General features: G+C 71.6%; 23 protein-coding genes and 1 pseudogene. 10 read left to right on the top strand and 14 right to left on the bottom strand.

The features are described 5' to 3' along the window. The coding region (locus tag ACWCSD_RS02085; protein ID WP_449912490.1) for a beta-propeller domain-containing protein at positions 1–956 on the top strand (956 nt) is incomplete at its 5' end. 31 nt (positions 957–987) lie between these two features. On the opposite strand, the gene ACWCSD_RS02080 is transcribed toward ACWCSD_RS02085, so the two are convergent. Beyond that, positions 988–2,724: a glycerol-3-phosphate dehydrogenase/oxidase gene (locus ACWCSD_RS02080; RefSeq protein WP_397165112.1), complete on the bottom strand. Its 1,737-nt coding sequence runs from the start codon at positions 2,722–2,724 to the stop codon at positions 988–990. Between the two features lie 70 nt (positions 2,725–2,794). Then, entirely contained in the window at positions 2,795–3,565 is a 771-nt protein-coding gene (locus tag ACWCSD_RS02075) for a DeoR/GlpR family DNA-binding transcription regulator (RefSeq protein WP_358282199.1), read from the bottom strand. Between the two features lie 128 nt (positions 3,566–3,693). Here ACWCSD_RS02075 and ACWCSD_RS02070 point away from each other — a divergent pair, with 128 nt between their 5' ends. From ACWCSD_RS02070 to ACWCSD_RS02055, 4 genes are read left to right on the top strand one after another with little or no spacing between them, the layout of a single operon-like run. Then, positions 3,694–4,566, top strand: coding sequence for an SIS domain-containing protein (locus ACWCSD_RS02070; RefSeq protein WP_449912487.1), 873 nt, complete (start codon positions 3,694–3,696; stop codon positions 4,564–4,566). Continuing rightward, entirely contained in the window at positions 4,563–5,696 is a 1,134-nt protein-coding gene (gene nagA, locus ACWCSD_RS02065) for an N-acetylglucosamine-6-phosphate deacetylase (protein WP_352362820.1), read from the top strand. The genes ACWCSD_RS02070 and nagA overlap by 4 nt, the downstream gene beginning before the upstream one ends. Further along, positions 5,696–6,598, top strand: a complete 903-nt coding sequence (locus tag ACWCSD_RS02060) for a 1-phosphofructokinase family hexose kinase (protein ID WP_449912485.1) — start codon at positions 5,696–5,698, stop codon at positions 6,596–6,598. Before nagA ends, ACWCSD_RS02060 begins: the two co-directional genes overlap by 1 nt. Before the next feature lie 10 nt (positions 6,599–6,608). Further along, positions 6,609–7,433, top strand: a complete 825-nt coding sequence (locus ACWCSD_RS02055) for a ketose-bisphosphate aldolase (RefSeq protein ID WP_397165104.1) — start codon at positions 6,609–6,611, stop codon at positions 7,431–7,433. Here ACWCSD_RS02055 and ACWCSD_RS02050 read toward each other — a convergent pair. The 6 genes from ACWCSD_RS02050 to guaB form a co-directional block, all read right to left on the bottom strand. Then, complete coding sequence (locus ACWCSD_RS02050) at positions 7,423–7,857, bottom strand: GNAT family N-acetyltransferase (RefSeq protein ID WP_358282190.1); 435 nt, start codon at positions 7,855–7,857, stop codon at positions 7,423–7,425. The genes ACWCSD_RS02055 and ACWCSD_RS02050 overlap by 11 nt on opposite strands. Further along, complete coding sequence (locus ACWCSD_RS02045) at positions 7,854–8,630, bottom strand: phosphotransferase family protein (protein ID WP_387669217.1); 777 nt, start codon at positions 8,628–8,630, stop codon at positions 7,854–7,856. Before ACWCSD_RS02045 ends, ACWCSD_RS02050 begins: the two co-directional genes overlap by 4 nt. 81 nt (positions 8,631–8,711) lie before the next feature. Beyond that, a complete protein-coding gene (locus ACWCSD_RS02040; RefSeq protein ID WP_449912481.1) occupies positions 8,712–9,398 on the bottom strand; it encodes an SDR family oxidoreductase in 687 nt (228 codons plus the stop codon). A gap of 1 nt (position 9,399) precedes the next feature. Further along, complete coding sequence (locus ACWCSD_RS02035; protein ID WP_449912479.1) at positions 9,400–10,611, bottom strand: RNA polymerase sigma factor; 1,212 nt, start codon at positions 10,609–10,611, stop codon at positions 9,400–9,402. Between the two features lie 197 nt (positions 10,612–10,808). Then, positions 10,809–11,930: a GuaB3 family IMP dehydrogenase-related protein gene (locus ACWCSD_RS02030; protein ID WP_352362831.1), complete on the bottom strand. Its 1,122-nt coding sequence runs from the start codon at positions 11,928–11,930 to the stop codon at positions 10,809–10,811. Between the two features lie 4 nt (positions 11,931–11,934). Then, complete coding sequence (guaB, locus tag ACWCSD_RS02025) at positions 11,935–13,416, bottom strand: IMP dehydrogenase (RefSeq protein WP_387669222.1); 1,482 nt, start codon at positions 13,414–13,416, stop codon at positions 11,935–11,937. 435 nt (positions 13,417–13,851) lie between these two features. Between guaB and ACWCSD_RS02020 the strand changes: the two genes are divergently transcribed. Next, a complete protein-coding gene (locus ACWCSD_RS02020) occupies positions 13,852–14,862 on the top strand; it encodes a helix-turn-helix transcriptional regulator (protein ID WP_358282180.1) in 1,011 nt (336 codons plus the stop codon). Between the two features lie 39 nt (positions 14,863–14,901). Then, a complete protein-coding gene (locus ACWCSD_RS02015; protein WP_090930411.1) occupies positions 14,902–15,279 on the top strand; it encodes a DUF5319 domain-containing protein in 378 nt (125 codons plus the stop codon). Here ACWCSD_RS02015 and ACWCSD_RS02010 read toward each other — a convergent pair. Together ACWCSD_RS02010 and ACWCSD_RS02005 are read right to left on the bottom strand one after the other, a co-directional pair. Further along, on the bottom strand, positions 15,240–15,440 hold the full coding sequence (locus tag ACWCSD_RS02010) for a hypothetical protein (protein WP_358282178.1): 201 nt from the start codon (positions 15,438–15,440) through the stop codon (positions 15,240–15,242). The two genes, ACWCSD_RS02015 and ACWCSD_RS02010, sit on opposite strands and share 40 nt — an antisense overlap. Beyond that, on the bottom strand, positions 15,437–16,072 hold the full coding sequence (locus ACWCSD_RS02005; protein WP_090930520.1) for a sigma-70 family RNA polymerase sigma factor: 636 nt from the start codon (positions 16,070–16,072) through the stop codon (positions 15,437–15,439). The genes ACWCSD_RS02010 and ACWCSD_RS02005 overlap by 4 nt, the downstream gene beginning before the upstream one ends. Positions 16,073–16,622: 550 nt before the next feature. On the opposite strand from ACWCSD_RS02005, the gene ACWCSD_RS02000 reads away from it, so the two are divergent. Then, positions 16,623–17,102 (top strand): AAA family ATPase, encoded by a 480-nt coding sequence (locus ACWCSD_RS02000; RefSeq protein WP_449912475.1) that lies wholly within the window; start codon positions 16,623–16,625, stop codon positions 17,100–17,102. A gap of 47 nt (positions 17,103–17,149) precedes the next feature. On the opposite strand, the pseudogene ACWCSD_RS01995 reads toward ACWCSD_RS02000, so the two are convergent. From ACWCSD_RS01995 to ACWCSD_RS01980, 4 genes and pseudogenes are all read right to left on the bottom strand, one after another. Next, positions 17,150–17,474 (bottom strand): annotated as a pseudogene (locus ACWCSD_RS01995) (transposase); the annotation flags it as partial. 144 nt (positions 17,475–17,618) lie between these two features. After that, the gene (groL, locus tag ACWCSD_RS01990; RefSeq protein WP_352318685.1) at positions 17,619–19,238 is read right to left on the bottom strand and encodes a chaperonin GroEL; all 1,620 of its coding nucleotides are present in this window, start codon (positions 19,236–19,238) and stop codon (positions 17,619–17,621) included. A gap of 69 nt (positions 19,239–19,307) precedes the next feature. Next, positions 19,308–19,619 carry a co-chaperone GroES gene (groES, locus tag ACWCSD_RS01985; RefSeq protein WP_139628731.1) on the bottom strand — a complete coding sequence of 104 codons (312 nt, stop codon included), beginning with the start codon at positions 19,617–19,619 and terminating at the stop codon, positions 19,308–19,310. Positions 19,620–19,793: 174 nt separating this feature from the next. After that, on the bottom strand, positions 19,794–20,648 hold the full coding sequence (locus ACWCSD_RS01980; RefSeq protein WP_449912473.1) for an NAD-dependent epimerase/dehydratase family protein: 855 nt from the start codon (positions 20,646–20,648) through the stop codon (positions 19,794–19,796). A 104-nt stretch (positions 20,649–20,752) separates the two neighbouring features. Here ACWCSD_RS01980 and ACWCSD_RS01975 point away from each other — a divergent pair, with 104 nt between their 5' ends. Then, positions 20,753–21,250 carry a MarR family winged helix-turn-helix transcriptional regulator gene (locus tag ACWCSD_RS01975; protein ID WP_397165090.1) on the top strand — a complete coding sequence of 166 codons (498 nt, stop codon included), beginning with the start codon at positions 20,753–20,755 and terminating at the stop codon, positions 21,248–21,250. Positions 21,251–21,280: 30 nt separating this feature from the next. After that, entirely contained in the window at positions 21,281–22,444 is a 1,164-nt protein-coding gene (locus ACWCSD_RS01970; RefSeq protein ID WP_449912471.1) for a class I SAM-dependent methyltransferase, read from the top strand. Positions 22,445–22,492 lie beyond the last annotated feature (48 nt).

The following is a 22,492-nucleotide window of genomic DNA, read 5'->3' as shown; positions in this document are numbered from 1 at the left end:
CGGCCACCGACGGCGCCGCCCCGGCCGTCGAGCCCACCCCGAGCGACCCGGCCGTGACGAGCAGCGCCCCGGCCACGCCCGCCACCTCCGAGCCCGTGCCCGAGCCCACCCCCACGGCTCCGCCCGAGGAGACCGAGGTCCACCGGTTCGACATCAGCGCCGCCGGCGCCCCCTCGTACGTGGCCTCCGGCAAGGTCCCCGGCCGCCTGCTGAACCAGTACTCGCTGTCGGAGTACGAGGGCCACCTCCGCGTCGCCACCACCCTCACCGCCACCGACGGCGGCAACAGCGCCAGCAGCGTGTACGTGCTCGACGCCGCCACCATGGCCAAGACCGGCGAGGTCGGCGGCCTCGGGAAGGGCGAGCGCATCTACTCGGTCCGGTTCATCGGCCCGGTGGGCTACGTCGTGACGTTCAAGCAGGTGGACCCCCTCTACACGCTCGACCTGCGCGACCCGGCCGCCCCCAAGGTGACCGGCGAGCTGAAGATCACCGGCTACTCGGCCTACCTGCACCCCGGCGCGGACGGCCGGCTGATCGGCATCGGCCAGGAGGCCAGCGACAAGGGCAGGACGCTCGGCACGCAGGTCTCGCTGTTCGACGTCAGCGACCCGGCCGCCCCGCGCAGGCTGTCGCAGCTCTTCCAGAAGGAGTCGGGCTCCGAGGCCGAGTGGGACCCGCACGCGTTCCTGTACTGGCCGAAGACCGGCCTGTCGGTGCTCCCGCTGATGACCCCCAAGGAGTCGGGCGCGCTCGTGCTGAAGATCGACGACTCGGCCGTGAAGAGGCTCGGCATGATCAAGCACCCCACCCACCAGGACAAGGACTACACCTACCAGCCCGGCATCCAGCGCTCGATCGTCATCGGCGACGCCCTCTGGACGCTGTCCTGGGACGGCCTCCAGGTCAACGACGCCACGACGCTGGCCCGTCAGGCCTGGATCCCGCTGCGCTGACCCCCCTGAGGGCGGGTGACCGGTCCGCCGGTCACCCGCGCTCCGGCGCGACCACGGGCACGATCTCGGGGGCGCCCAGCCGGATGGCGTCGGCCTCCTGGTCGGAGTCCTGCTCCTGGGAGCGCCGCTCGGCCTCGACGCGCTTGGTGTAGTACTCCACCTCGCGCTTCACCTGCTCGGCGTCCCAGCCGAGCGGCCCGGCCAGCAGCTCGGCGGCCTCCTGCGCCACGGCCAGGCCGCGGTGGAAGGTCTCGATGGAGATGTGCGTGCGCCTGGTCAGCACGTCGTTGAGGTGCCTGGCGCCCTCGTGGGTGGCGGCGTAGACGATCTCGGCCCGCAGGTAGTCGTCGGCCCCGGCCAGCGGCCGGCCCAGCGACGGATCGCCCTCGATCAGCTGGAGCACCTCGTCGATGAGCGAGCCGTAGCGCTGGAGCAGGTGCTCGATCCGGGCGACGTGCAGGCCCGAGGTGTGGGCGAGGCGGTAGCGGGAGTTCCACAGCGCCTGGTAGCCCTCGGCCCCGGCCAGCGGGATGCGGTCGGTGCACGAGCGCGGCACCCGCTGGTCGAGCCCGTGCGCCACCGCGTCCACCGCGTCGCGGGCCATGACCCGGTACGTCGTGTACTTCCCGCCGGCGATCATCACCAGCCCCGGCACCGGATGCGCCACGACGTGCTCGCGCGACAACTTCGACGTCTCGTCGGACTCCCCCGACAGCAGCGGGCGCAGCCCGGCGTAGACGCCCTCGACGTCGTCGCGGGTCAGCGGCACCGACAACACGGCGTTGACGTGGTCGAGCAGGTAGTCGATGTCGGCCCGGGAGGCGGCCGGATGGCCCTTGTCGAGCGTCCACTCGGTATCGGTGGTGCCGATGATCCAGTGGCGGCCCCACGGGATCACGAACAGCACCGACTTCTCCGTGCGCAGGATGATGCCGGTGCGGGAGTGGATGCGGTCGCGCGGCACCAGCAGGTGGATGCCCTTGGAGGCCCGTACGTGGATCTGGCCGCGCCCGCCGACCAGCTCCTGGATGTCGTCGGTCCACACGCCCGTGGCGTTGACGACCTGCTGGGCGCGTACGTCGAACTCGGCGCCGGTCTCCAGGTCGCGCGCCCGCACGCCGGTGACCCGCTCGCCCTCCCGCAGGAACCCGACCACCTGGGCGCGCGGCGCGATCCGGGCGCCGTACGTGGCGGCGGTGCGCAGCATGGTCATCACGTATCGGGCGTCGTCGACCTGGGCGTCCCAGTACTGGACGGCGCCGGTGAGTGCGCTCTTCTTCAGCGCCGGGGCCAGCCGCAACGCTCGTGACCTGGACAGATGCCGATGCCCCGGCACCCCGCGGGTGAGGCCGGAGGCGAAGCCGAGCGTGTCGTAGAGCGCCACGCCGGCGCCCACGTAGCCGCGTTCCCACCCGAAATGGGTCATCGGGAACAGGAACGGCACCGGCCGGACGAGGTGCGGCGCCAGGCGCTGGAGCAGCAGCGCCCGCTCCTGCAGCGCCTCGCGCACCAGGTCGAAGTTGAGCTGCTCCAGGTAGCGCAGGCCACCGTGGATGAGCTTGGACGAGCGCGACGAGGTGCCCGAGGCGAAGTCGCGGGCCTCCAGCAGGGCCACGTCGAGGCCCCGGGTGGCGGCGTCGAGCGCGGTGCCCGCCCCCACCACGCCGCCGCCGACCACGACCACGTCGAACTCCTGGGCGGACATCTCCGCCAGCGCCGCCGCGCGCTCGGTGGGCCCGAGCCGGGCCACGCTCCTACCCGCCGTCATCGTCTCCCCTTGCGTCGACTGCGGTCAGTACCTACCCGTACGCCCGGTTCCATGTAACGCAAGGGACGGCTCAGGCGCGTACGACCTTGACGCCCGCGTCGGTGAGCCGGCCGGTGAGCTCGTCGGAGAGCCGCTCGTCGGTGACCAGCGTGTCGATCTGCTCGATCGGGCAGATGCGGGAGAAGGCCCGCCGGCCCACCTTGGAGGAGTCGGCCACCACCACGACCTGGGCGGCCCGGCTGATCAGCAGGTTGTTCACGCTGGCCTCGCCCTCGTGGTGGGCCGAGGCGCCCAGCTCGACGTCGATCGCGTCGACGCCGAGGAAGGCCACATCGAGGGTGACCTGTTCGAGCACGCCCGAGGCCAGCGGCCCGATCAGCTCATACGACTGCTGCCTGGCCACCCCGCCGGTGACCACGATCTTGACGTGCTGCCGCACGGTCAGCTCGGCGGCGATGTTCAGGGCATTGGTGACGATCGTGAACCCGCTCTCCAGCGTGGACAGCGTGGCGAGGGTGCGGGCCAGCTCGGAGGTGGTGGTGCCGCCGTTGAGCCCGACCACGGCGCCCGCGCTCACCAGGTCGGCCGCCGCGGCCGCTATGCGGTGCTTCTCGTCGGCGTGCCTGGCCGTCTTGTAGCGCAGCGGCAGGTCGTAGCTGACGCTCTGGGCGACGGCTCCGCCGCGCGTGCGCATGAGCATCTGCTGCTGGGCGAGCTGGTCGAAGTCACGCCGGATCGTGGCGGTCGAGACGTCGAGCGCCTGGGCGGCCTCCTCCACCGACAGCCTGCCCTCCTGGGCGAGCAGCTCCAGGATGGCGTTCCAGCGATCGTAGCGGGACACGAAGCCTCCAATGAGATCCGGACGGGATCAAGCGTGGCACAGGCAGGCAGGTGAGGGCGACCACTGCACAAAACTGCGCTTTTACTGTATAAAAAAGGCAGAAACAAACACCAACGGGGAGGAACGCGGTGACCACCCATACCGAAGCCGAGATCGAGTCCCAGCCGTCCTGCTGGCGCCGCGCGGTGGCCGACGTGCCTACTGGCGCGCTGCCCGAGCCCGGCGAGCGGGTGGCCGTCGTCGGCTGCGGCACGTCCTGGTTCATCGCGATGGCCTACGCCACGCTGCGCGAGCGGGCCGGGCTGGGCGAGACCGACGCGTTCGCCGCGTCCGAGGCGCCGGTCGGCCGCTCCTACGACAGGGTGCTCGCGCTGACCCGGTCCGGCACCACGACCGAGGTGCTGGAGCTGCTGTCCAGGACGAGCGCCCGCACGACGGCCATCACCGCCGACCCGAAGACGCCGGTCATGACGGCCGCCGACGAGGTCATCGTGCTCGACTACGCCGACGAGAGCTCCGTCGTGCAGACCCGCTTCGCCACCACCCAGCTCGCCATGCTCCGCGCCAGCCTCGGCGAGGACCTGACCGGCGCGATCGCCGACGCCGAGCGGGCCCTGGCCGAGCCGCTGCCCGCCGGGCTCGTCGAGGCCGAGCAGTTCAGCTTCCTCGGCAGCGGCTGGTCGGTCGGCCTGGCCCAGGAGGCCGCACTCAAGATGCGCGAGGCGTCCCGGTCGTGGACGGAGGCGTACCCGGCGATGGAGTACCGGCACGGCCCGATCAGCATCGCGGGCCCCGGCCGCGTCACCTGGATGCTCGGCACCGCCCCCGAGGGCCTGCGCGAGCAGGTCGAGGCGACCGGCGGCACGTTCTTCGAGAGCGGCCTCGACCCCATGGCCGAGCTGGTGCGCGCCCAGCGGGTGGCGGTCGCGCGGGCCTTCGCCCGCGGGCTGAACCCCGACGAGCCCATGCACCTCACGCGATCTGTGATCCTTTCTTCATGAGCCTTACTCTCGCCGACGCCCGGATCGTGACCCCCGAAGGGGTGCACGAAGGGTGGCTGACCATCGAAGACGGCCGCATCACGCATGTCGGCCACGGATCGGCCCCCAGCCCCGGCCTGAGCCTCGGGGGGCGGCACGTCGTCCCCGGCTTCGTCGACATCCACAACCACGGCGGCGCGGGCGGGTCGTTCCCCACCGGCGACCAGGACAAGGCCCGCGACGCCGTGGCCCTGCACCGGCGGCACGGCACGACCACGATGATGGCCAGCCTCGTTACCGACGCGCTCGACGAGCTGTCCAGGGCCGCCTCCTCGCTGGCCGAGCTGTGCGAGGAGGGGCTGCTGGCGGGCATCCACTTCGAGGGGCCGTACATCGCCAAGGCCCGCTGCGGCGCGCACAACCCCGCCCTGCTGCGCGAGCCGTCGCCGCAGGAGCTGTCGGGGCTGGTCAAGGCCGCGCGCGGGCACGCGCGCATGGTCACCGTCGCCGCCGAGCTGCCCGGCGGCCTGGACACGATCCGCACGGCCGTCGGCGAGGGCCTGATCGCGGCGCTCGGCCACAGCGACGCCGACTACGACCAGGCGATCGCCGCCATCGAGGCGGGCGCCACCGTCGCCACCCACCTGTACAACGCGATGCCGCAGCTCGGCCATCGCGCGCCCGGCCCGATCGCGGCCCTGCTGGAGGACGAGCGCGTCACGGTCGAGCTGGTCAACGACGGCGTCCACGTGCACGCGGCGATGTTGCGCCTGGCCTACGAGGTGGCCGGGCCCGGCCGGACGGTGCTGATCACCGACGCGATGGCGGCCACCGGCCTCGGCGACGGCGACTACGTGCTCGGCCCCATGCGGGTGCGCGTGACCGACGGCGTGGCCAGGCTGGTCGAGGGCGGCTCGATCGCGGGCTCCACCCTCACCATGGACGCCGCCTTCCGCCGCGGCGTGCGCGAGCTCGGCATGTCGCTGCCCGACGCGGTCCAGGTGGCCTCGCTGACCCCCGCCAGGGTGCTCGGCCTGGCCGAGGAGATCGGTTCGATCGCCGTCGGCAAGGCGGCCGACCTGGTGGTGCTCTCCGGCGAGCTGGAGGTCGACGGCGTGATGAAGAACGGCGACTGGATCACGGAGCCCTGATGATCATCACCGTGACGCTCAACGCCGCGCTCGACGTGACCTACGAGGTCCCGTCCGTCGCCTGGGACGGCGTCAACCGGGTCGGCGCCGTCCACCGGCGGGCCGGCGGCAAGGGCGTCAACGTGGCCCGCGTGCTGGCCGCCCTCGGCCAGGAGGTCCTGGTCACGGGGCTGGCGGGCGGGCCCACGGGTCGCGCGATCGAGCACGACCTGCAAGCCGCGGGGCTGCCCGCCGCGCTGACCGGCATCGCCGCCGAGTCCCGCACCACGCTGGTGGTCTCCGAGCCGGGCGGGGCCACGCTGTTCAACGAGCCCGGCCCCGAGGTGAGCGCGGCCGAGCTGGCCGCGTTCGTGGAGCACTACAGGTCGCTGCTGGCCGGGGCCGACGCGGTGGTGGTCTCCGGCAGCCTGCCGCGCGGCGTCCCCGCCGACTTCTACGCGACGCTGGCCGCCGTCGCCGCCCGCGCGGGCGTGCCGGCCATCGTCGACGCAGACGGCGACCCGCTGCGGCACGCGCCGGAGGGCCGTCCGGCCGTCGTCAAGCCCAACGCCGAGGAGCTGGCCAGGGCGGTTCCCGGCGGCACCCCCGAGGAGGGCGCCCAGGCGCTGCGCGAGCGGGGGGCCGAGGCCGTGGTCGTCTCCATGGGCGCCGGCGGGCTGCTCGCCGTGACGGGCGAGGGCACCTTCCGGGCGCGGATGCCCTACACCGTGCGGGGAAACCCGACCGGGGCCGGCGACTCGCTGGTGGCGGGGCTCGCGCTGGGCCTGGTCGAGGGCTCCCCGTGGCCCGACCGGCTGCGGCGGGCGGCGGCGCTGGGCGCGGCCGCCGTGGCCGCGCCGGTCGCCGGTGACTTCGACGGCGAGGTCTACGCCGACATACACCCCCAGATCGTCATCACGTAAGGAGCTCGTCATGGCCCTCGCCGGAATCGGCGACATCGTCCGGCAGTCCCCCGCAGGGGTGGGCGCGTTCAACGTGATCCAGTTGGAGCACGCCACCGCGATCGTGGCCGGCGCCGAGGCGCTCGGCCTGCCGGTCGTGCTGCAGATCAGCGAGAACTGCGTGCGCTACCACGGCGCGCTCGAACCCGTCGCGCTGGCCGCGCTGGCCGTCGCGCGCCGCGCGGACGTGCCGGTCGCGGTCCACCTCGACCACGCCACCGACCGCGCGCTGGTGGAGGAGGCGGTGACGCTGGGCCTCGGCTCGGTGATGTACGACGCCTCCGCCCTGCCCGACGAGGAGAACGTGGCGGCCACGGCCGAGGTGGCGGCCTGGTGCCACGAGCGCGGCGTCTGGGTGGAGGCCGAGCTCGGCGAGGTCGGCGGCAAGGACGGCGTGCACGCGCCCGGCGCCCGCACCAAGCCCCACGAGGCGGTCGACTACGTCGCCAGGACCGGCGTCGACGCGCTCGCCGTGGCCGTCGGCACCTCGCACGCCATGACCACCAAGGACGCCGTGCTCGACCTGGAGCTCATCGCCGAGCTGCGGGCGGCGGTGCCGGTGCCGCTGGTGCTGCACGGCTCGTCCGGCGTGCCCGACGACGTGCTGCGCGAGGCGGTGGCCAACGGCATGAAGAAGATCAACATCGCCACCCACCTGAACAAGGCGTTCACCCGGGCCGTCCGCGACTACCTGGCCCACGACGAGCGGGTGGTCGACTCCCGCAAATACCTCAACGCGGGCCGCGACGCCGTGGCCCGCGAGGTGAGTCACCTGCTGGGCGTGCTCACCGGCTGAGCTCCTTGCGCATCACCACGGCCGACCGGCCGTCGAGGTCGGCCCGGCCGATCTCGGCGTAGCCGAGCGAGGTGTACAGCGCGATGTTCGAGGCCATCTTGACGTTGGTGTAGAGGCGCAGGGCGGGCAGGCCGAGCCGGGCGGCCTCCCGCTCGGCGTAGGCCAGCAGGCCCCGGCCGATGCCCCTGCCGTGCAGGTCGGGCCGCACCGCCACGTTGTCCACCAGCAGCGCGCCCTCCTCGGGGATGAGCACGACCAGCCCTTCGAGGCCGTCGGTGACGTGCACCCGGCCCGCGGCGATGAGGGCCGCGTAGTCGGCCTCCATGGGCAGCGGCCGGGTGCCGATGATCTCGGCCCATGGCTGGTAGGCGTCATGGACGAGTTGCTCGACGGCGGCCCTGTCGGCCTCCTGCGCCAGTCTCATGCCCCCAATGATCGCAGCACCCTGTCGACCTGACGATCGAAGGTGCCGGGCGGATTGCGCGGGCTGTCGTGCGAGAGCAGGAACAGCCAGACCAGGCTCTGCAGCCTGCGGCAGTCGCGCAGCCGGCGCGCCTGCGGGCCGCTCAGCTCGAACCGGTCGGCGATCTCCACCTCGCCGTCCACCCACATGGAGACGTGCTCGGACAGCTCGGCCAGCTCGAAGGCCAGGTCGCTGCGCCCGGAGTCCTCGAAGTCGACGATGCGCACGCGGACGCCGTCCCACAGGAAGTTCGCCAGGTTGCCGTCGCCCGCCCCGAACGCCGGACGTACGCCCGACTCCCCCGGCCGCCAGCCCGCCAGCCAGCGCAGGCCCTCCTCGGCCGCGCGGTCGGCCTCCGGACCGCGCGGCCGCCAGGCGGCCAGCCATTCCATGACCTGGCCGGTGACCGCCTCGACCTGCCAGGGGCGTACCGGGACGGCCGCCAGCACGCCGGGCGGGACGGCCTCGTACAGCTGCGTGAGCGCCTCGGCCATGGCGGTCAGCGGCGCCTCCCCGGCCGCCAGGCCGCGCAGGGGCACGCCGTCGATCCTGGTCATCCGGACGACGCCGTCCTCGAAGGCGATCGGCCGCGGGGTCAGGCCCGGGGCGTGCTCGGCCAGCAGGGTGAGCGCCCGCCACTCGCGCTCGGCCGCGCCCTCCTTGCCGTCGACGTAGCGCTTGGTGACGACGTCGCCGTCGATGTCGAGGACGTGGGTGTGCACGAGATCGGCCATGCTACGGCAGGATACGGCCTGCCCTACGAGCCGACGCCCGTCACCACGGCAACGGCAGGCCGTCGCGGAAGAAGCCGCCGGTCACCACGGCAACGGCAGGCCGTCGCGGAAGAAGCCGCCGGTCGGGCCGTCGTCGGGCAGGTCCGCGGCCCACACCACGCTCCGCGCGCCCTCGGCGACCGGCCGCCCGCCGGGACCGCCCATGTCGGTCGCCACCCACCCCGGGCAGACGGCGTTGACCAGGATGCCGTCCCCGCGCAGCTCGGCCGCGAGCATCCTGGTCAGCGCGTTCAGCGCCGTCTTCGACACCGTGTACGCGGGCGTGCCGCCGCCCATCGAGGCCAGCGAGCCGATCTCGCTGGAGACGTTGACGATCCGGCCGTGCGCGCTGCCGCGCAACAGCGGCAGCAGCGCGAGCGTGACCCGCCAGGCGCCCAGCAGGTTCGTCTCCAGCGCCTCCGACACCACGCCCAGGTCCGCGTCGCAGGCCCGCTGCCAGGTGTCGTAGTGGATGGCGGCGTTGTTGACCAGCACGTCGACCCGCCCGTGGCTCTTCTCCAGCTCCCGCGCCAGATCGGCCGCCGACCGCTCGTCGGCGACGTCGAGCCGCCGCGCCAGCACCTCGCCGCCGATCCCCGCCGCCGCCTCGACGGCCTTGCGCTCGTCCCTGGCGGTCAGCACCACCGTGTCGCCCGCCGCCGCGAGCTGCCTGGCCACCTCCAGCCCGATCCCCCGGTTGGCCCCCGTGACCACGCACACCCGGTCCATCTCACGTCCCCCTCAACGTCGCGCGTCTGCGCCGCAGGAACTCCCGCTCGACCTCGTTGCCCGCACGGGCGATGGCCTCGCCGTACGCCCGCGCCGCCTCCTCGTCGCGTCCCAGCCGCCGCAGCAGGTCGGCCCGTACGGCGTGGAACAGGTAATAGCCTGTCACCTCCAGCCCCTCCACCAGCGCCAGCCCCGCCTCGGGGCCCTCCGCCTCGGCCACCGCCACCGCGCGGTGCAACGCCACGACCGGCCCCGGCGTGAACGCCAGCAGCAGGTCGTAGAGCTGGACGATCTGCCGCCAGTCGGTCTCCCCCGCGCTCGCCGCGTCGCCGTGCACGGCGTTGATCGCGGCCTGCACCTGGTAGGGCCCCGGCCGCCCCCACCGCAGGCAGCGCCGCACGATCGCCTGCCCCTCCTCGACCAGCGCGCGGTCCCACAGGGCGCGGTCCTGCTCGGGCAGCGGCACCAGCTCGCCGCCGCCCGCGGTGCGCGCCGCCCGGCGTGCCTGGACCAGCAGCATCAGCGCCAGCAGGCCCCACACCTCGGGCTCGTCCGGCATCAGCTCGGCGAGCAGGCGGCCGAGCCGGACGGCCTCCGCGCACAGGTCCTCGCGCACCAGCCGCTCGCCCGAACTGGCCGCGTAACCCTCGTTGAAGATCAGGTAGATCACCGCCAGCACCGCGCGCAACCGGTCCGGCAGGTCCGCCGCCGCCGGCACCCGGTACGGGATCCCCGCCTGCCGGATCCTGCTCTTGGCCCTGACCAGCCGCTGGGCCATGGTCGCCTCCGGCACCAGGAACGCGTGCGCGATCTCGGCCGTGGTCAGCCCGCCGAGCAGCCGCAGCGTGAGCGCCACCCGCGCGTGCGGGGCGAGCGCCGGATGGCAGCAGGTGAAGATCAGGCGCAGCCGCTCGTCCCGTACGGGCCCCTCCTCGACGGGCTCGTCCCTGGCGTGCAGCAGCGCCGCCTGCACGTACTTGTCGTGGCGGCCCGACTCCCTGCGCAGCCGGTCGACGGCCCGGTTCCTGGCGGTCGTGATGATCCAGCCGGCCGGGCTCGGCGGCGGACCGGCCTGCGGCCACTGCCGCAGCGCGATCGCGAACGCCTCCTGCACGGCCTCCTCGGCGACGTCGATGTCACCGAACACGCGGACGAGCACCGCCACCGCCCGGCCGTACTCCTCCCGGAAGGCCCGTTCTACCTGATCGGACATCCTGCAAACCACCTCGCCGACACGCGTGTCACCTTGCACGTCCTACACGAACGGCGGTGTCCCGATTCGACACGGCGGGCCGGTGGGGACCCCGGAAAGCAGTCGGCTCCGGCGGGCCGGTGAGGCCCCCGGAGAGCAGTCGGCTCCCGGAGGTCGCAACCCCCGGGAGCCGTTGTAGACGTCGCTCAGCCGCCGCCTCAGCGCTGGATCGGCGCGACCACGACCTCGACCCGCTGGAACTCCTTGATGTCGGAGTAGCCGGTGGAGGCCATCGTGCGCTTGAGCGCGCCCATCAGGTTCATCGAGCCGTCGGCCACGCTGGAGGGGCCGTGCAGGATCTGCTCCAGCGTCCCGACCGTGCCGAACTCCACGCGACGGCCGCGCGGCAGGTCGGGGTGGTGGGCCTCGGAGCCCCAGTGGAAGCCGTGGCCGGGGGCCTCGGACGCCCTGGCCAGCGGCGAGCCCACCATGACGGCGTCGGCCCCGCAGGCGATGGCCTTGGCGATGTCGCCCGAGGTGCCCATGCCGCCGTCGGCGATCACGTGCACGTACCGGCCACCGGACTCGTCCATGTAGTCGCGGCGCGCCGCGGCCACGTCGGAGATCGCGGTGGCCATCGGCACGGCCACGCCGAGCACGTTGCGGGTGGTGTGCGAGGCGCCGCCGCCGAAGCCGACCAGCACGCCCGCCGCGCCCGTGCGCATCAGGTGCAGCGCCGCGGTGTAGGTGGCGCAGCCGCCGACGATGACCGGCACGTCGAGCTCGTAGATGAACTGCTTGAGGTTGAGCGGCTCGGCGCGGCCAGAGACGTGCTCGGCCGAGACGGTGGTGCCGCGGATGACGAAGATGTCCACGCCGGCGTCGATCACGGCCTTGTGGTACTGGACCGTGCGCTGCGGCGAAAGCCGGACGGCCGTCGTCACCCCGGACGCCCGGATCTCCTCGATCCGGCGCCCGATCAGCTCCTCCTTGATCGGCGCGTCGTAGATCTCCTGGAGCCGCCGGGTCGCGGCCGCGGCGTCGAGGGCGGCGCACTCCTCCAGCAGCGGGGACGGGTCTTCGTAGCGCGTCCAGAGCCCTTCGAGGTCGAGGGGGGCCAGGCCGCCGAGCCGGCCGATCTCGATCGCGGTGGCGGGCGAGACCACGCTGTCCATGGGGGCGACGACGACGGGCAGCTCGAACCGGTAGGCGTCGATCTGCCAGGCGATCGACACCTCTTCCGGGTCACGGGTGCGTCGCGAGGGCACGAGCCCGATCTCGTCGAGCGCGTACGCCCTCCGCCCGGTCTTGCCCCGGCCGATCTCCACCTGCTGAGTCATGAACTTACCTTCTGTGATAGTTCGGAGCTTCCACGGTCATCTGGATGTCGTGGGGGTGGCTCTCCTTGAGGCCCGCTGCCGTGATCGGCATGAGCTCGCAGTCGGTGTGCATCTGCTCGATCGTGCGGCAGCCGGCGTACCACATGCCCTGGCGCAGACCGCCGATGAGCTGGTGGGCGACGGCCGCGACCGGCCCGCGGTAGGGCACCTGCCCCTCGATGCCCTCGGGGATGTACTTGTCGTCGCCGCCGACGTCGGCCTGCGCGTAGCGGTCCTTGCTGAAGGAGGTGCCGCCGCGCTCGCGGTTGCGCACCGCGCCGAGCGACCCCATGCCCCGGTACGACTTGAACTGCTTGCCGTTGATGAAGATCAGCTCGCCCGGCGACTCCTCGCAGCCGGCGAGCAGCGAGCCCAGCATGACCGTGTCGGCGCCGGCCGCGATGGCCTTGACGATGTCGCCGGAGTACTGGAGGCCGCCGTCGCCGATCACCGGCACCCCGGCCGGTGCGCACGCCTTGGACGCCTCGTGGATGGCCGTGACCTGCGGCGCGCCCACGCCGGCCACCACGCGGGTGGTGCAGATGGAGCCGGGGCCGACGCCGACCTTGACCGCGTCGGCGCCCGCGTCGACCAGCATCTGGGCGCCCGCCCTGGTCGCGATGTTGCCGCCGATGACCTGGACCTTGCTGTTGGCCTTGAGCTTGGCGATCATGTCGGCCAGCCCCTTGGAGTGACCGTGGGCCACGTCGACGACGACGACGTCGACCCCGGCCTCGATCAGCGCCTTGGCCCGCAGCTCGGCGTCGCCGCCGACGCCGATGGCCGCGCCGACCAGCAGGCGGCCGTCGGCGTCCTTGGTGGACAGCGGGTACTGCTCGCTCTTGGTGAAGTCCTTCACCGTGATCAGGCCGCGCAGCCTGCCGTCGGGGTCGACGAGGGGCAGCTTCTCGATCTTGTTCTGCCGCAGCAGCGCGAACGCGTCGTCGCGCGAGACCCCCACCGGCGCGGTGACCAGCGGCATCTTCGTCATGACCTCGCGCACCGGACGGCTCTGGTCGGTCTCGAAGCGCATGTCGCGGTTGGTCACGATGCCGACCAGCGTGCCCGCCACGTCCGTCACCGGCACGCCGGAGATCCGGTACGTCGCGCACAGCCGCTCGACGTCGGCCAGCGTGTCGTCGGGGCTGCAGGTCACCGGGTTGGTCACCATTCCGGCCTCGGACCGCTTGACCAGGTCGACCTGCTGGGCCTGCTCCTCGACCGACAGGTTGCGGTGGAGGATGCCGATGCCGCCCTGGCGCGCCATGGCGACCGCCATGCGGGCCTCGGTGACGGTGTCCATGGCCGCGGAGACGAGCGGGATGGACAGCGTGATGTCCCGTGACAGACGGGATCTGGTGTCGGCCTCACCTGGTTGGAGATCGGAGTAGCCGGGCACCAGCAGCACGTCGTCGAAGGTCAAACCCATCTCGGTGAACTTGGACATGCCTCGGCCCCCTCCTGACCTCTGCGCTGATTGACCTAAGTCTAGGGCCTGCCTCCAAAACGCAACGAAGCCGGGAGCACGACGGCCCCACGCCCCGTCGTGCGCCCGGCCTCGCCGTCCGGAACGCGCAAAGTGCAGGGGGATGGGACGGTCGGTGATCCGTCCCATCCCCCGGCCACCGGCACCCAGGCCTGGCGGCGTGTTCACGCCACCGAACCCCCCTCCGCGTCCTGATGGCGGCTGCCGCAAGGCCCCGCTTCAGGGTGCCGACGCTAGGTAAAGCCTGCGTCACTCAACGGCACGACGCAATGTGAAAACGTGCAATTGCACGAAGTTGCACGTTCCGCCGACGATTCCGCGGCAAGCCCCGGACACGCAGGCGGTACGGGGTTATCCTCGCGGCACGCCCGTGTCCCCCCGACGGAGCCGCCCATAATGCGTAATCAGCCCAGGCGCGTCGCAGAGCCCTTCGAGACGCTGGGCCTCGACCCGGCGCAGACCGCCCTTTACACGGCGCTGCTACGCCTGCACAGGGCGACGCGCACCGACCTCGCCCAGGCCATGGACGGCCCCGTCGAGAAGGTCGGCCGCCAGCTCGACGACCTGGTCAGGCTGGGGGTGGTCGACGAGCAGTCCGGCGAGTACCTGGCCAGGCACCCGGCGGCGGCGCTCGGCCGGGTCATCGCCGAGCGGCTCGACCGGCTGGCCGAGGAGAGCCGCAGGATCGACTCCGCGCTCGGCTCCATCCGCGGCCTGATCCACGACTACGACGCCGGCCGCGATTATCAGAGCGGCACATTCCCGGTGGAGATGGTGAACGGCGCGGACGTCCTCTACGAGAGTGTCGTCGGCATAGCCGTGCAATCGCCGCCCATGGAGTTGTTGACCGCAATCCCGGACGAGCGCACAATGGCAGATTTTGTTCGTAAATTTGCGGACCCATGGATTGATGCGCAAAAACGGCAACTTCTTACCGTTCAGGCGATCATTCCGGTCTCCACGCTGAGCCTGCCGGGCGTACGCGATCAGCTCACCCGGCTCCTCGACACCGGCGGCAAGGTGCGCACGCTCGACCGGGTGCCGAGCTGGTTCATGACGGCCGGGCCCGAGGTCGCCGGCCTGCCCGCCCTGTGGGGCGGCAACCTGCCCGACCACGCCTACAACTTCTACCTGGTGCGCACGCCGATCGTCGTCGGCATGCTGCGCTCGCTGTTCCAGGAGCTCTGGGGCCGCGCCGTGCCGCTGCCCTGGGGACGCAGGGGCGACGGGATGGTCCAGGTGCTCCGCCTGGCCGCGCAGGGCGTGTGCGACGACTCCATCGCCCGCCAGCTCGGCGTCTCGGTCCGTACGGTGCGGGCGAGGTTCGCCGACGCCATGGCCGAGCTGGGCGCGCAGTCGCGCTTCCACGCCGGCGTGGAGGCCGCCAGACGGGGATGGCTCAGCTAATACTCTCCGCCGGGGCCGCTTCGGTCATATGGTGGGAAGGTGCTGGAAGACGTCCCCCGCGACCCGTTCGCGGACGACCCGAACGACCCGTCCTCGGCGATGGGCGCTCTCGACGACGCCGAGCCACTCACCGCGGCCGAGCGCGACGAGGCCATCACCGACCTGGCAGACGTCGAGGTCTTTCGCTCCCTGCTCGAACCGCAGGGGGTGCTGGGCCTCGTGCTCGACTGCCCCGAGTGCGGCGAGCAGCACTTCTTCGACTGGGAGCTGCTGCGCGGCAACCTTCGCCAGATGATCGAGAAAGGCCAGCCCCAGGTGCACGAGCCGGCCTTCCACCCCGACCCCGCCGACTACGTCAGCTGGGAGTACGCCCGAGGCTATGTCGACGGCGTCATCGACACGGAGGAGCGCCGCTGATCGACTTCCTCCGAGACATCGTCCAGTAGCGCGCCCAGCAACCGCACCGCAGGGTCGGACGAGTCCCGCGCCCGGCCCCGCGCGACCGCGTCGAGCAGTTCGTCGGTCTTGAGCAGGTCGTCGGCCTCGAGAAGCGCATGGAGCTCGTCCTCCGGCGTCAAGCCGACTCCAGCTCGGCCATCTGCCGCAACCTGGCCAGCGCCCGATGCTGGGCTACGCGGACCGCACCTGGTGACATGCCGAGTACATTACCGGTCTCCTCGGCAGACAGCCCCGACACCACCCGCAACAGCAGCAACTCCCGCTGGTTGTCGGGCAGCCTGGCCAGCAGCCTGCGCGCGTGCTCGACCTCGATGTAGCGGACCACCGTCTCCTCGGGCCCCGGGCCGTCGTCGGGCCCGTCGGGCAGATCCTGGGTGGGCACGGCCGAGCGCACCGAACTGCGCAGCGCGTCGGCCACCTTGTGCGAGGCGATCCCGAACACGAAGGACGCGAAAGGCCGCCCCATGTCCCGGTATCGCGGCAGCGCGGACAACACCGCGATGCACACCTCCTGGGCTACGTCATCGGCAATGTGATATTGCCCTGAAACCCTGCCCAGCCTGGCGCGGCAATACCGCACCACCATGGGACGCAACTCCCCGAGCAGGGATTCGATCGCACTGCGATCTCCCTGCACGGCGAGGCTCGTCAGTTCCCTAAGGTCGGAGTCATCCGTCCGTGCCGGAAGTCTCGACGCGAGCCTTACCCCAATTTTGGCGTCGGCGACGCTTCCCTCGCTCACGATAGGCATGATGCCCGCACTGATCGGGCCTGTCCCCATGGCGAACGGCTACGGATTGGTCACATTGAAGCGACGATAACTAGCAGTAATCAGCCGACCACACTAAGCCTGATGAGCTGACATAATGTTTCACTCCATAAGCTGAAATGCACGACAATTGCCAGACCCCGACGCTTAACCGGCACTGCCGGTTTACTCCAATAATCCACCTCTTCCCCCAATTTCCCCCGCCCCCACCCCCTTCCGCCCCGTAAGCCCCAGCCACATTTCCCCACCCCCGGAAACCCACCAGCCCCCTCCCCGCACCCGCCCCCGGGCCCGCCGCACGGCGACGACCGACGCCGCCAAGGCCATGAAAGCCACCGGTCCGCCCAAGGGGGTGTTCAAGGGGCGTCGCAACGCGGTGATCACTCACTGGCGGCGGCCGGCGAAGCGAGCCGAGCGGGCTTCCGTAGTCCGAGTTGCAGGGACTGCGGAAGCCCATGACCGGACGCCCCCAGATCCCGACGTGGGTGACCTGAAGCCGGTCGAGGTCGGGACGGTTCGGTAGTCTCGTCCGATGGCGAAGATCTTGGTCACGGGGATGTCGGGAACCGGCAAGTCCACGGCGTTGGAGATGCTGGCGGCCCGGGGCCATCACGCCGTCGATACCGATACCGACCAGTGGAGCCACTGGGTGACCTTGCCGGACGGATCCACTGATTGGGTGTGGCGTGAGCCGGCCATCAGTGACCTACTCACCAACCATGGTGAAGGCGCACTCTTCGTGGCCGGCTGCAAGTCCAATCAGGGCCGGTTCTACCCGCAGTTCGACCACGTCGTCCTGCTGAGCGCGCCCGCTGAGGTCATGCTTGCCCGCATCGCGACGCGCACCAACAACCCCTTCGGCAAGCGTCCTGAGGAACGTGAAGCCGTCCTGCGTGACCTGGCCCACGTGGAGCCGCTGCTCAGGGCCACCTCCACGCTCGAGATCGACGCTTCTGCGCCGATCGACAGGGTCGTCCAGCAGCTTGAGGAACTCGCGCAAACGACGCCGTGACCGAGGGTTGCGGAGACAGGCGCACACCGGCCCTGCCGCTTCGGGGTTCAGGCGCAGGCCGCCAGGAGCTCCGTGAGGCGCTCAGCCGGGTGTCCCAGCCCAGCGTCTTGCGAGGTCGGACGGGCAACTCTGCGGCGACGGCACCGAGGCCCTCGCGGGTGTGGACCGAGTCGGTGCCCTCGGGGGAAGTACTACGCAGCAGGCCGTTGGTGTCCTCGTCGGAGCTTCACTGCCAGGGGCTGGCCGAGTCGCAGAAGTAGAGCGGGACAGCGGCGGTAGGGCGAAGACGCCGTGGGAGCCCAGTTCTGATCCCTGGCCTTAGGCAAGAGATCGCAGCAGCCGTGGCAGGGACGTGACGGTCTGACTGAAAGCCGACGGCCCGCACCGGCGAGACCGGGGACGGGCCGTGGAAAGCCGACGGCCGCACCCGAGGGAACCGGGACGGGCCGTGGGAAGCCGACGGCCCGCGCCGGAGGGAACCGGGCGGGCCGTACGGGCGCGGGGGAAACAGCCGGGTCAGTGGCCGTGACCGTGGCCGTGGCCCTGGCCGGCGGCCGGAGCCTCCTCCTCGGGCTTGTCCACCACGAGCGCCTCGGTCGTCAGGAGCATGCCCGCGATCGAAGCCGCGTTCTGCACCGCGGACCGGGTCACCTTGACGGGGTCGATGACACCCTGGGCGATCAGGTCGACGTACTCGCCGGTGGCGGCGTTGAGGCCCTGGCCGGCGGGCAGCTCGGCGACCTTGTGGGTCACCACGTAGCCCTCCAGGCCGGCGTTCTCGGCGATCCAGCGGGCCGGCTCGACCAGCGCGCGGCGCACGACGCCGACACCGGTGGCCTCGTCGCCGGTCAGGCCGAGGTCGTCGAGCTCCTTGCCCACGTGGATGAGGGCCGAGCCACCGCCGGAGACGATGCCCTCCTCGATCGCGGCGCGGGTCGCGGAGATCGCGTCCTCAAGGCGGTGCTTCTTCTCCTTCAGCTCCACCTCGGTGGCGGCGCCGACGCGCAGCACGCACACACCGCCGGCGAGCTTGGCCAGACGCTCCTGCAGCTTCTCGCGGTCCCAGTCGGAGTCGGACTGCTCGATGGCAATCTTGATCTCCTTGACGCGGTCCTCGATCGCCTGCTGGTCACCGGCGCCGTCGACGATGGTCGTGGCGTCCTTGGTGACGACGACGCGGCGGGCCGTGCCGAGCACCTCGAGGCCGACGTGCTCCAGCTTGAGGCCGACCTCTTCGCTGACGACCTGGCCGCCGGTGAGGATCGCCATGTCCTGGAGCATCGCCTTGCGGCGGTCACCGAAGCCCGGGGCCTTGACGGCCACGGAGGTGAAGGTGCCGCGGATCTTGTTGGTGACCAGGACGGCCAGGGCCTCGCCCTCGACGTCCTCGGCGACCACGAGCAGCGGCTTCTTGGTCTGGGCGACCTTCTCCAGCAGCGGCAGGAAGTCGGCGATGGAGGAGATCTTGCCCTGGGTGAGCAGGATGTACGCGTCCTCCAGGACGGACTCCATGCGCTCGGGGTCGGTCACCATGTAGGCCGACAGGTAGCCCTTGTCGAACTGCATGCCCTCGGTGAACTCGAGCTCCATGCCCATGGCGTTGGACTCTTCGACGGTGAGGACACCGTCCTTGCCCACCTTGTCGAACGCCTCGGCGATCAGCTCGCCGATCTTGGCGTCCTGGGCGGAGATGGTGGCGACGTTGGCGATCTCCTTCTTGTCGCCCACCTCGCGCGCGCTGGCCAGCAGCCGGTCGCTGATCTCCTTGGCGGCCTTGTCGATGCCACGCTTGAGCGACAGCGGCGAGGCGCCGGCGGCCACGTTGCGCAGGCCCTCGCGGACCATGGCCTGGGCCAGCACGGTGGCGGTGGTGGTGCCGTCGCCCGCGATGTCGTTGGTCTTGGTGGCAACTTCCTTGGCGAGCTGGGCGCCGAGGTTCTCGTAGCGCTCCTCCAGCTCGATCTCACGAGCGATGGTCACACCGTCGTTCGTGATCGTCGGCGCACCGAACTTCTTGTCGATGACGACGTTGCGGCCACGCGGGCCGAGGGTTACCTTCACGGCGTCCGCGAGGGCGTTGACACCGCGCTCAAGCGCGCGACGGGCGTCCTCGTCGAACTGCAGGATCTTCGCCATGCTGAAAGTCCTCTCCTGGCGTCGAAAGCCCCGGGCCCTCAAGAGCGCCCGGGGCTCGACACAACCGGCTTACTTCTCGATGATCGCGAGAACGTCGCGGGCGGAGAGCACGAGGTACTCCTCGCCGCCGTACTTGACCTCGGTGCCGCCGTACTTGCTGTAGAGGACGACGTCGCCCTCGGAGACGTCGAGCGGAATACGCTTGTCGCCGTCCTCATCCCAGTTGCCGGGGCCCACCGCGAGGACCTTGCCCTCCTGCGGCTTCTCCTTGGCGGTGTCCGGGATGACCAGACCGGAAGCGGTGGTCTGCTCTGCCTCAAGCGGCTGAACCACGATGCGGTCGCCGAGCGGCTTAACGGGAACCTTGGTGGCGGTCGTCACGATCGGACCTCCCCTTCAGATTTGAATGATCTAGAAGAGGCGACCAGCGGGGCCTGCCGTCGCGGGTGTCAGACCTGCCTCGTCGCACGTTGGCACTCTCAAGGTGAGAGTGCCAACAGGAAACATATGCAAGAGGGCCTTGACAGTCAACACGAACGCGTCTGCTCAGAGCGATCAGACGTAGGAACCCTCGGTCAGATCGGCGACGACGCCGGGCCGGGAGGGGTTCCAGCCGAGTTCGGCGCGCGTGCGTGTCGCGCTGATGCGCTGGCCGAGCGCCAGGGCCTCGGCGAAGCCCGCCCCCAACACCTGGGCCGCCTCGGCCAGCGGCCAGGGCTCGGCCTGCGGCTTGACGCCGGCGGACCGGGCCGCCGCCTCGGCCACCTCGGCGACCGGCACGGCCTCCTCGCTGATGCCGTGGTAGACGCGGGTGCCGCCCCTCTCCAGGACGGCCACGACGAGCTCGGCCAGGTCGTCGACGTGCACGAACGTCCAGGTGTGCGGCTCGCCGCCGGCGGTGACGTAGACCCCGGCGCCGCGCTCGGCGGCCTGCGCGCGCATCATGGCGGGGATGCCGCCGCCGCGCCCGTGGACGACGCCGGGCCGGATCACCGAGCCGCCGCCGTCGATGACCAGCTGCTCGATCTCGTGCCGGTACGCCACGAGCGGAATCGGGTCGGCCGGGCTGTCCTCGTGCCCGTCGGCGGTGGCGCCCAGCACCCACACGCCGCTGGTGAAGACCACCTTCCGGCCCGACGCGGCGAGCACGCCGATCGCGGCCAGGTCGGCCTCCTTGTCGCCGCCGAGCTGGGCGGCGACCACGATCGCGTCGATGTCCGGGGTGATCGCGGCGGCCAGCCCCGCGACGTCGGCCAGGTCTCCGTGACGCTCGTCCGCCACGCCCGGCACGCGCCGGGAGCCGTCGGCGGCGGGCCGCACCAGGACGGCCACCTCGTGCCCCTGCTCGGCCAGCCGCTCGACCACCGCGCCGCCGATGTACCCCGTCGCGCCCAGCACCAGCACCTTCATGATGAACCTACCTCGAAAATTTCTACGTTGAACATTTCGACGTCGTGGACAGTACCGCACGACGCCGAACATTTCAACGTCGAAGCTTTGGTAGGGTGAGCCCCGTGGATGACGCGGTGGACGTGATTCTCGGACAGTGGGCGCGGACACGGCCCGACGTCGACGTGTCCCCGATGGGCGTGATCGGCCGGATCTCGCGGGCCTCGCGCCTGCTGGAGCGCGGCGTGAAGGACTTCCTGGCCGAGCACGGGCTGGAGGCGTGGGAGTTCGACATGCTGGCCACGCTGCTGCGCAGCGGCGCCGACGCCACGATGTGCATGAAGGACCTGTCCACCTCGGCCATGGTCAGCCCCGGCGCGCTCACCAACCGGATGGACCACCTGGTCCGGCGCGGCCTGGTCCACCGCTGGCCGGCGCCGCACAACCGGCGCATGACGCTGGTCGCCCTGACCGACGAGGGCAGGAGGGTCGCCGACGAGATGCTCGTCCTGCACGCCGCCAACGAGGAGCGGCTGCTCGCCGGGCTGTCCGAGGGCGAGCGCGAGGCCCTGGCCGGGCTGCTGCGCAGCCTGCTGGTCTCCCTGGGCGACACCTCCCTGTGAGCGATCCCGAGTTGTGAGCGGAGTGCGTACATGGATCTCGACGCCTTCGGCGAGCTGCTGACCCCGCGCGGGCAGCGGGCGCTCGCCGAGGCCGCGGAGCTGGCCGGGACCGATCCGGTCGCGGCGGCGACCAGGCTGCGCCGCACCTACGACGCGGCGCTCACCTCCGCCGCGCTGACGCAGGCGGCGCTGCGCGAGCGCGCCGCGGCGAAGTTCGGCGCCGACGCCGCGGTCATGTACTTCACCCCGCACGGCCTGGAGCAGTCCACCCGCCGGGAGGTCGCCGACCACCGCGCCCGGCGCATGGGCGCCGGGCGGGTGATCGACGCCTGCTGCGGGGTCGGCGGCGACCTCCTGGCGCTCGCCCGCGCCGGCTGCGAGGTCGACGCCGTCGACCTCGACCCGCTGACCGTCGCCGTGGCCAGCGCCAACGCCGACGCGCTCGGGCTGGCCGGCCGGGTGCGGGTGCGCGTGGGCGACGCGGCGCAGGTCCGGCCCGAGGAGTACGACGCGCTGTTCGCCGACCCGGCCCGGCGCAGCGGCAAGGGCCGCACGTTCGACCCCATGGCCTACTCGCCGCCCTGGCCGGTCGTGCTCGACCTGGTCGCACGGGCGCCGCGGGCCTGCCTCAAGGTCGCCCCCGGCATCCCGTACGAGTTCATCCCCGACGGCGCGGAGGCCGAATGGGTCTCCTACAAGGGCGAGGTCAAGGAGGCCACCCTCTGGACCGGCCCCCAGGTCGGCCCCGCCCGGCGCGCCACCCTGCTGCCCGGCGGCCACACACTGACCGCCACCGGCGTCCAGGCCGCCGTCGGCCCGATGGGCCGCTACGTCTACGAGCCCGACGGCGCCGCGATCCGGGCCCACCTCGTCGGCGAGGTGGCCGAGATGGTCGGCGGACGCCTGCCCGACCCCATGATCGCCTACATCACCGCCGACGAGCCCAGCCACACCCCTTGGGCCTCCGGGTACGAGGTGGACGAGGTCATGCCGTTCTCGCTGAAAAAACTCCGCGCGGCTCTCCGCGAACGGCGGATCGGAAATGTCACCATCAAGAAACGCGCGTCGGCGATCGACATCGAACGCCTGCGCGCCGATCTCCGCCTTTCCGGCGAGAACTCGGTCGTCATTATCCTGACCCGCATTCTCGATAAGCCTTCAGTTATCATCTGCAACCCCTTCCCACCTGCCTGAACACTCCAAAGCGGTCATTCTTCCGCTAAATACGATCTTTCACTTCGA

The sequence above is a fragment of the Nonomuraea sp. NPDC001684 genome, from assembly GCF_053596515.1.
This window is presented reverse-complemented; position numbering and strand designations above follow the sequence as displayed.

Excerpts from the sequence above, each read along its gene's own strand:
- ACWCSD_RS02080 (WP_397165112.1), bottom strand. The coding sequence starts at position 2,724 with ATGACGGCGGGTAGGAGCGTGGCCCGGCTCGGGCCCACCGAGCGCGCG.
- ACWCSD_RS02055 (WP_397165104.1), top strand. The coding sequence starts at position 6,609 with ATGGCCCTCGCCGGAATCGGCGACATCGTCCGGCAGTCCCCCGCAGGG.
- ACWCSD_RS02045 (WP_387669217.1), bottom strand. The coding sequence starts at position 8,630 with ATGGCCGATCTCGTGCACACCCACGTCCTCGACATCGACGGCGACGTC.
- ACWCSD_RS02000 (WP_449912475.1), top strand. The coding sequence starts at position 16,623 with ATGGCGAAGATCTTGGTCACGGGGATGTCGGGAACCGGCAAGTCCACG.
- ACWCSD_RS01980 (WP_449912473.1), bottom strand. The coding sequence starts at position 20,648 with ATGAAGGTGCTGGTGCTGGGCGCGACGGGGTACATCGGCGGCGCGGTG.
- nagA (WP_352362820.1), top strand. The coding sequence starts at position 4,563 with ATGAGCCTTACTCTCGCCGACGCCCGGATCGTGACCCCCGAAGGGGTG.
- ACWCSD_RS02040 (WP_449912481.1), bottom strand. The coding sequence starts at position 9,398 with ATGGACCGGGTGTGCGTGGTCACGGGGGCCAACCGGGGGATCGGGCTG.
- ACWCSD_RS02005 (WP_090930520.1), bottom strand. The coding sequence starts at position 16,072 with ATGCCTATCGTGAGCGAGGGAAGCGTCGCCGACGCCAAAATTGGGGTA.
- ACWCSD_RS02050 (WP_358282190.1), bottom strand. The coding sequence starts at position 7,857 with ATGAGACTGGCGCAGGAGGCCGACAGGGCCGCCGTCGAGCAACTCGTC.
- ACWCSD_RS02020 (WP_358282180.1), top strand. The coding sequence starts at position 13,852 with ATGCGTAATCAGCCCAGGCGCGTCGCAGAGCCCTTCGAGACGCTGGGC.
- ACWCSD_RS01970 (WP_449912471.1), top strand. The coding sequence starts at position 21,281 with ATGGATCTCGACGCCTTCGGCGAGCTGCTGACCCCGCGCGGGCAGCGG.
- guaB (WP_387669222.1), bottom strand. The coding sequence starts at position 13,416 with ATGTCCAAGTTCACCGAGATGGGTTTGACCTTCGACGACGTGCTGCTG.
- ACWCSD_RS02035 (WP_449912479.1), bottom strand. The coding sequence starts at position 10,611 with ATGTCCGATCAGGTAGAACGGGCCTTCCGGGAGGAGTACGGCCGGGCG.
- ACWCSD_RS02060 (WP_449912485.1), top strand. The coding sequence starts at position 5,696 with ATGATCATCACCGTGACGCTCAACGCCGCGCTCGACGTGACCTACGAG.
- groL (WP_352318685.1), bottom strand. The coding sequence starts at position 19,238 with ATGGCGAAGATCCTGCAGTTCGACGAGGACGCCCGTCGCGCGCTTGAG.
- ACWCSD_RS02030 (WP_352362831.1), bottom strand. The coding sequence starts at position 11,930 with ATGACTCAGCAGGTGGAGATCGGCCGGGGCAAGACCGGGCGGAGGGCG.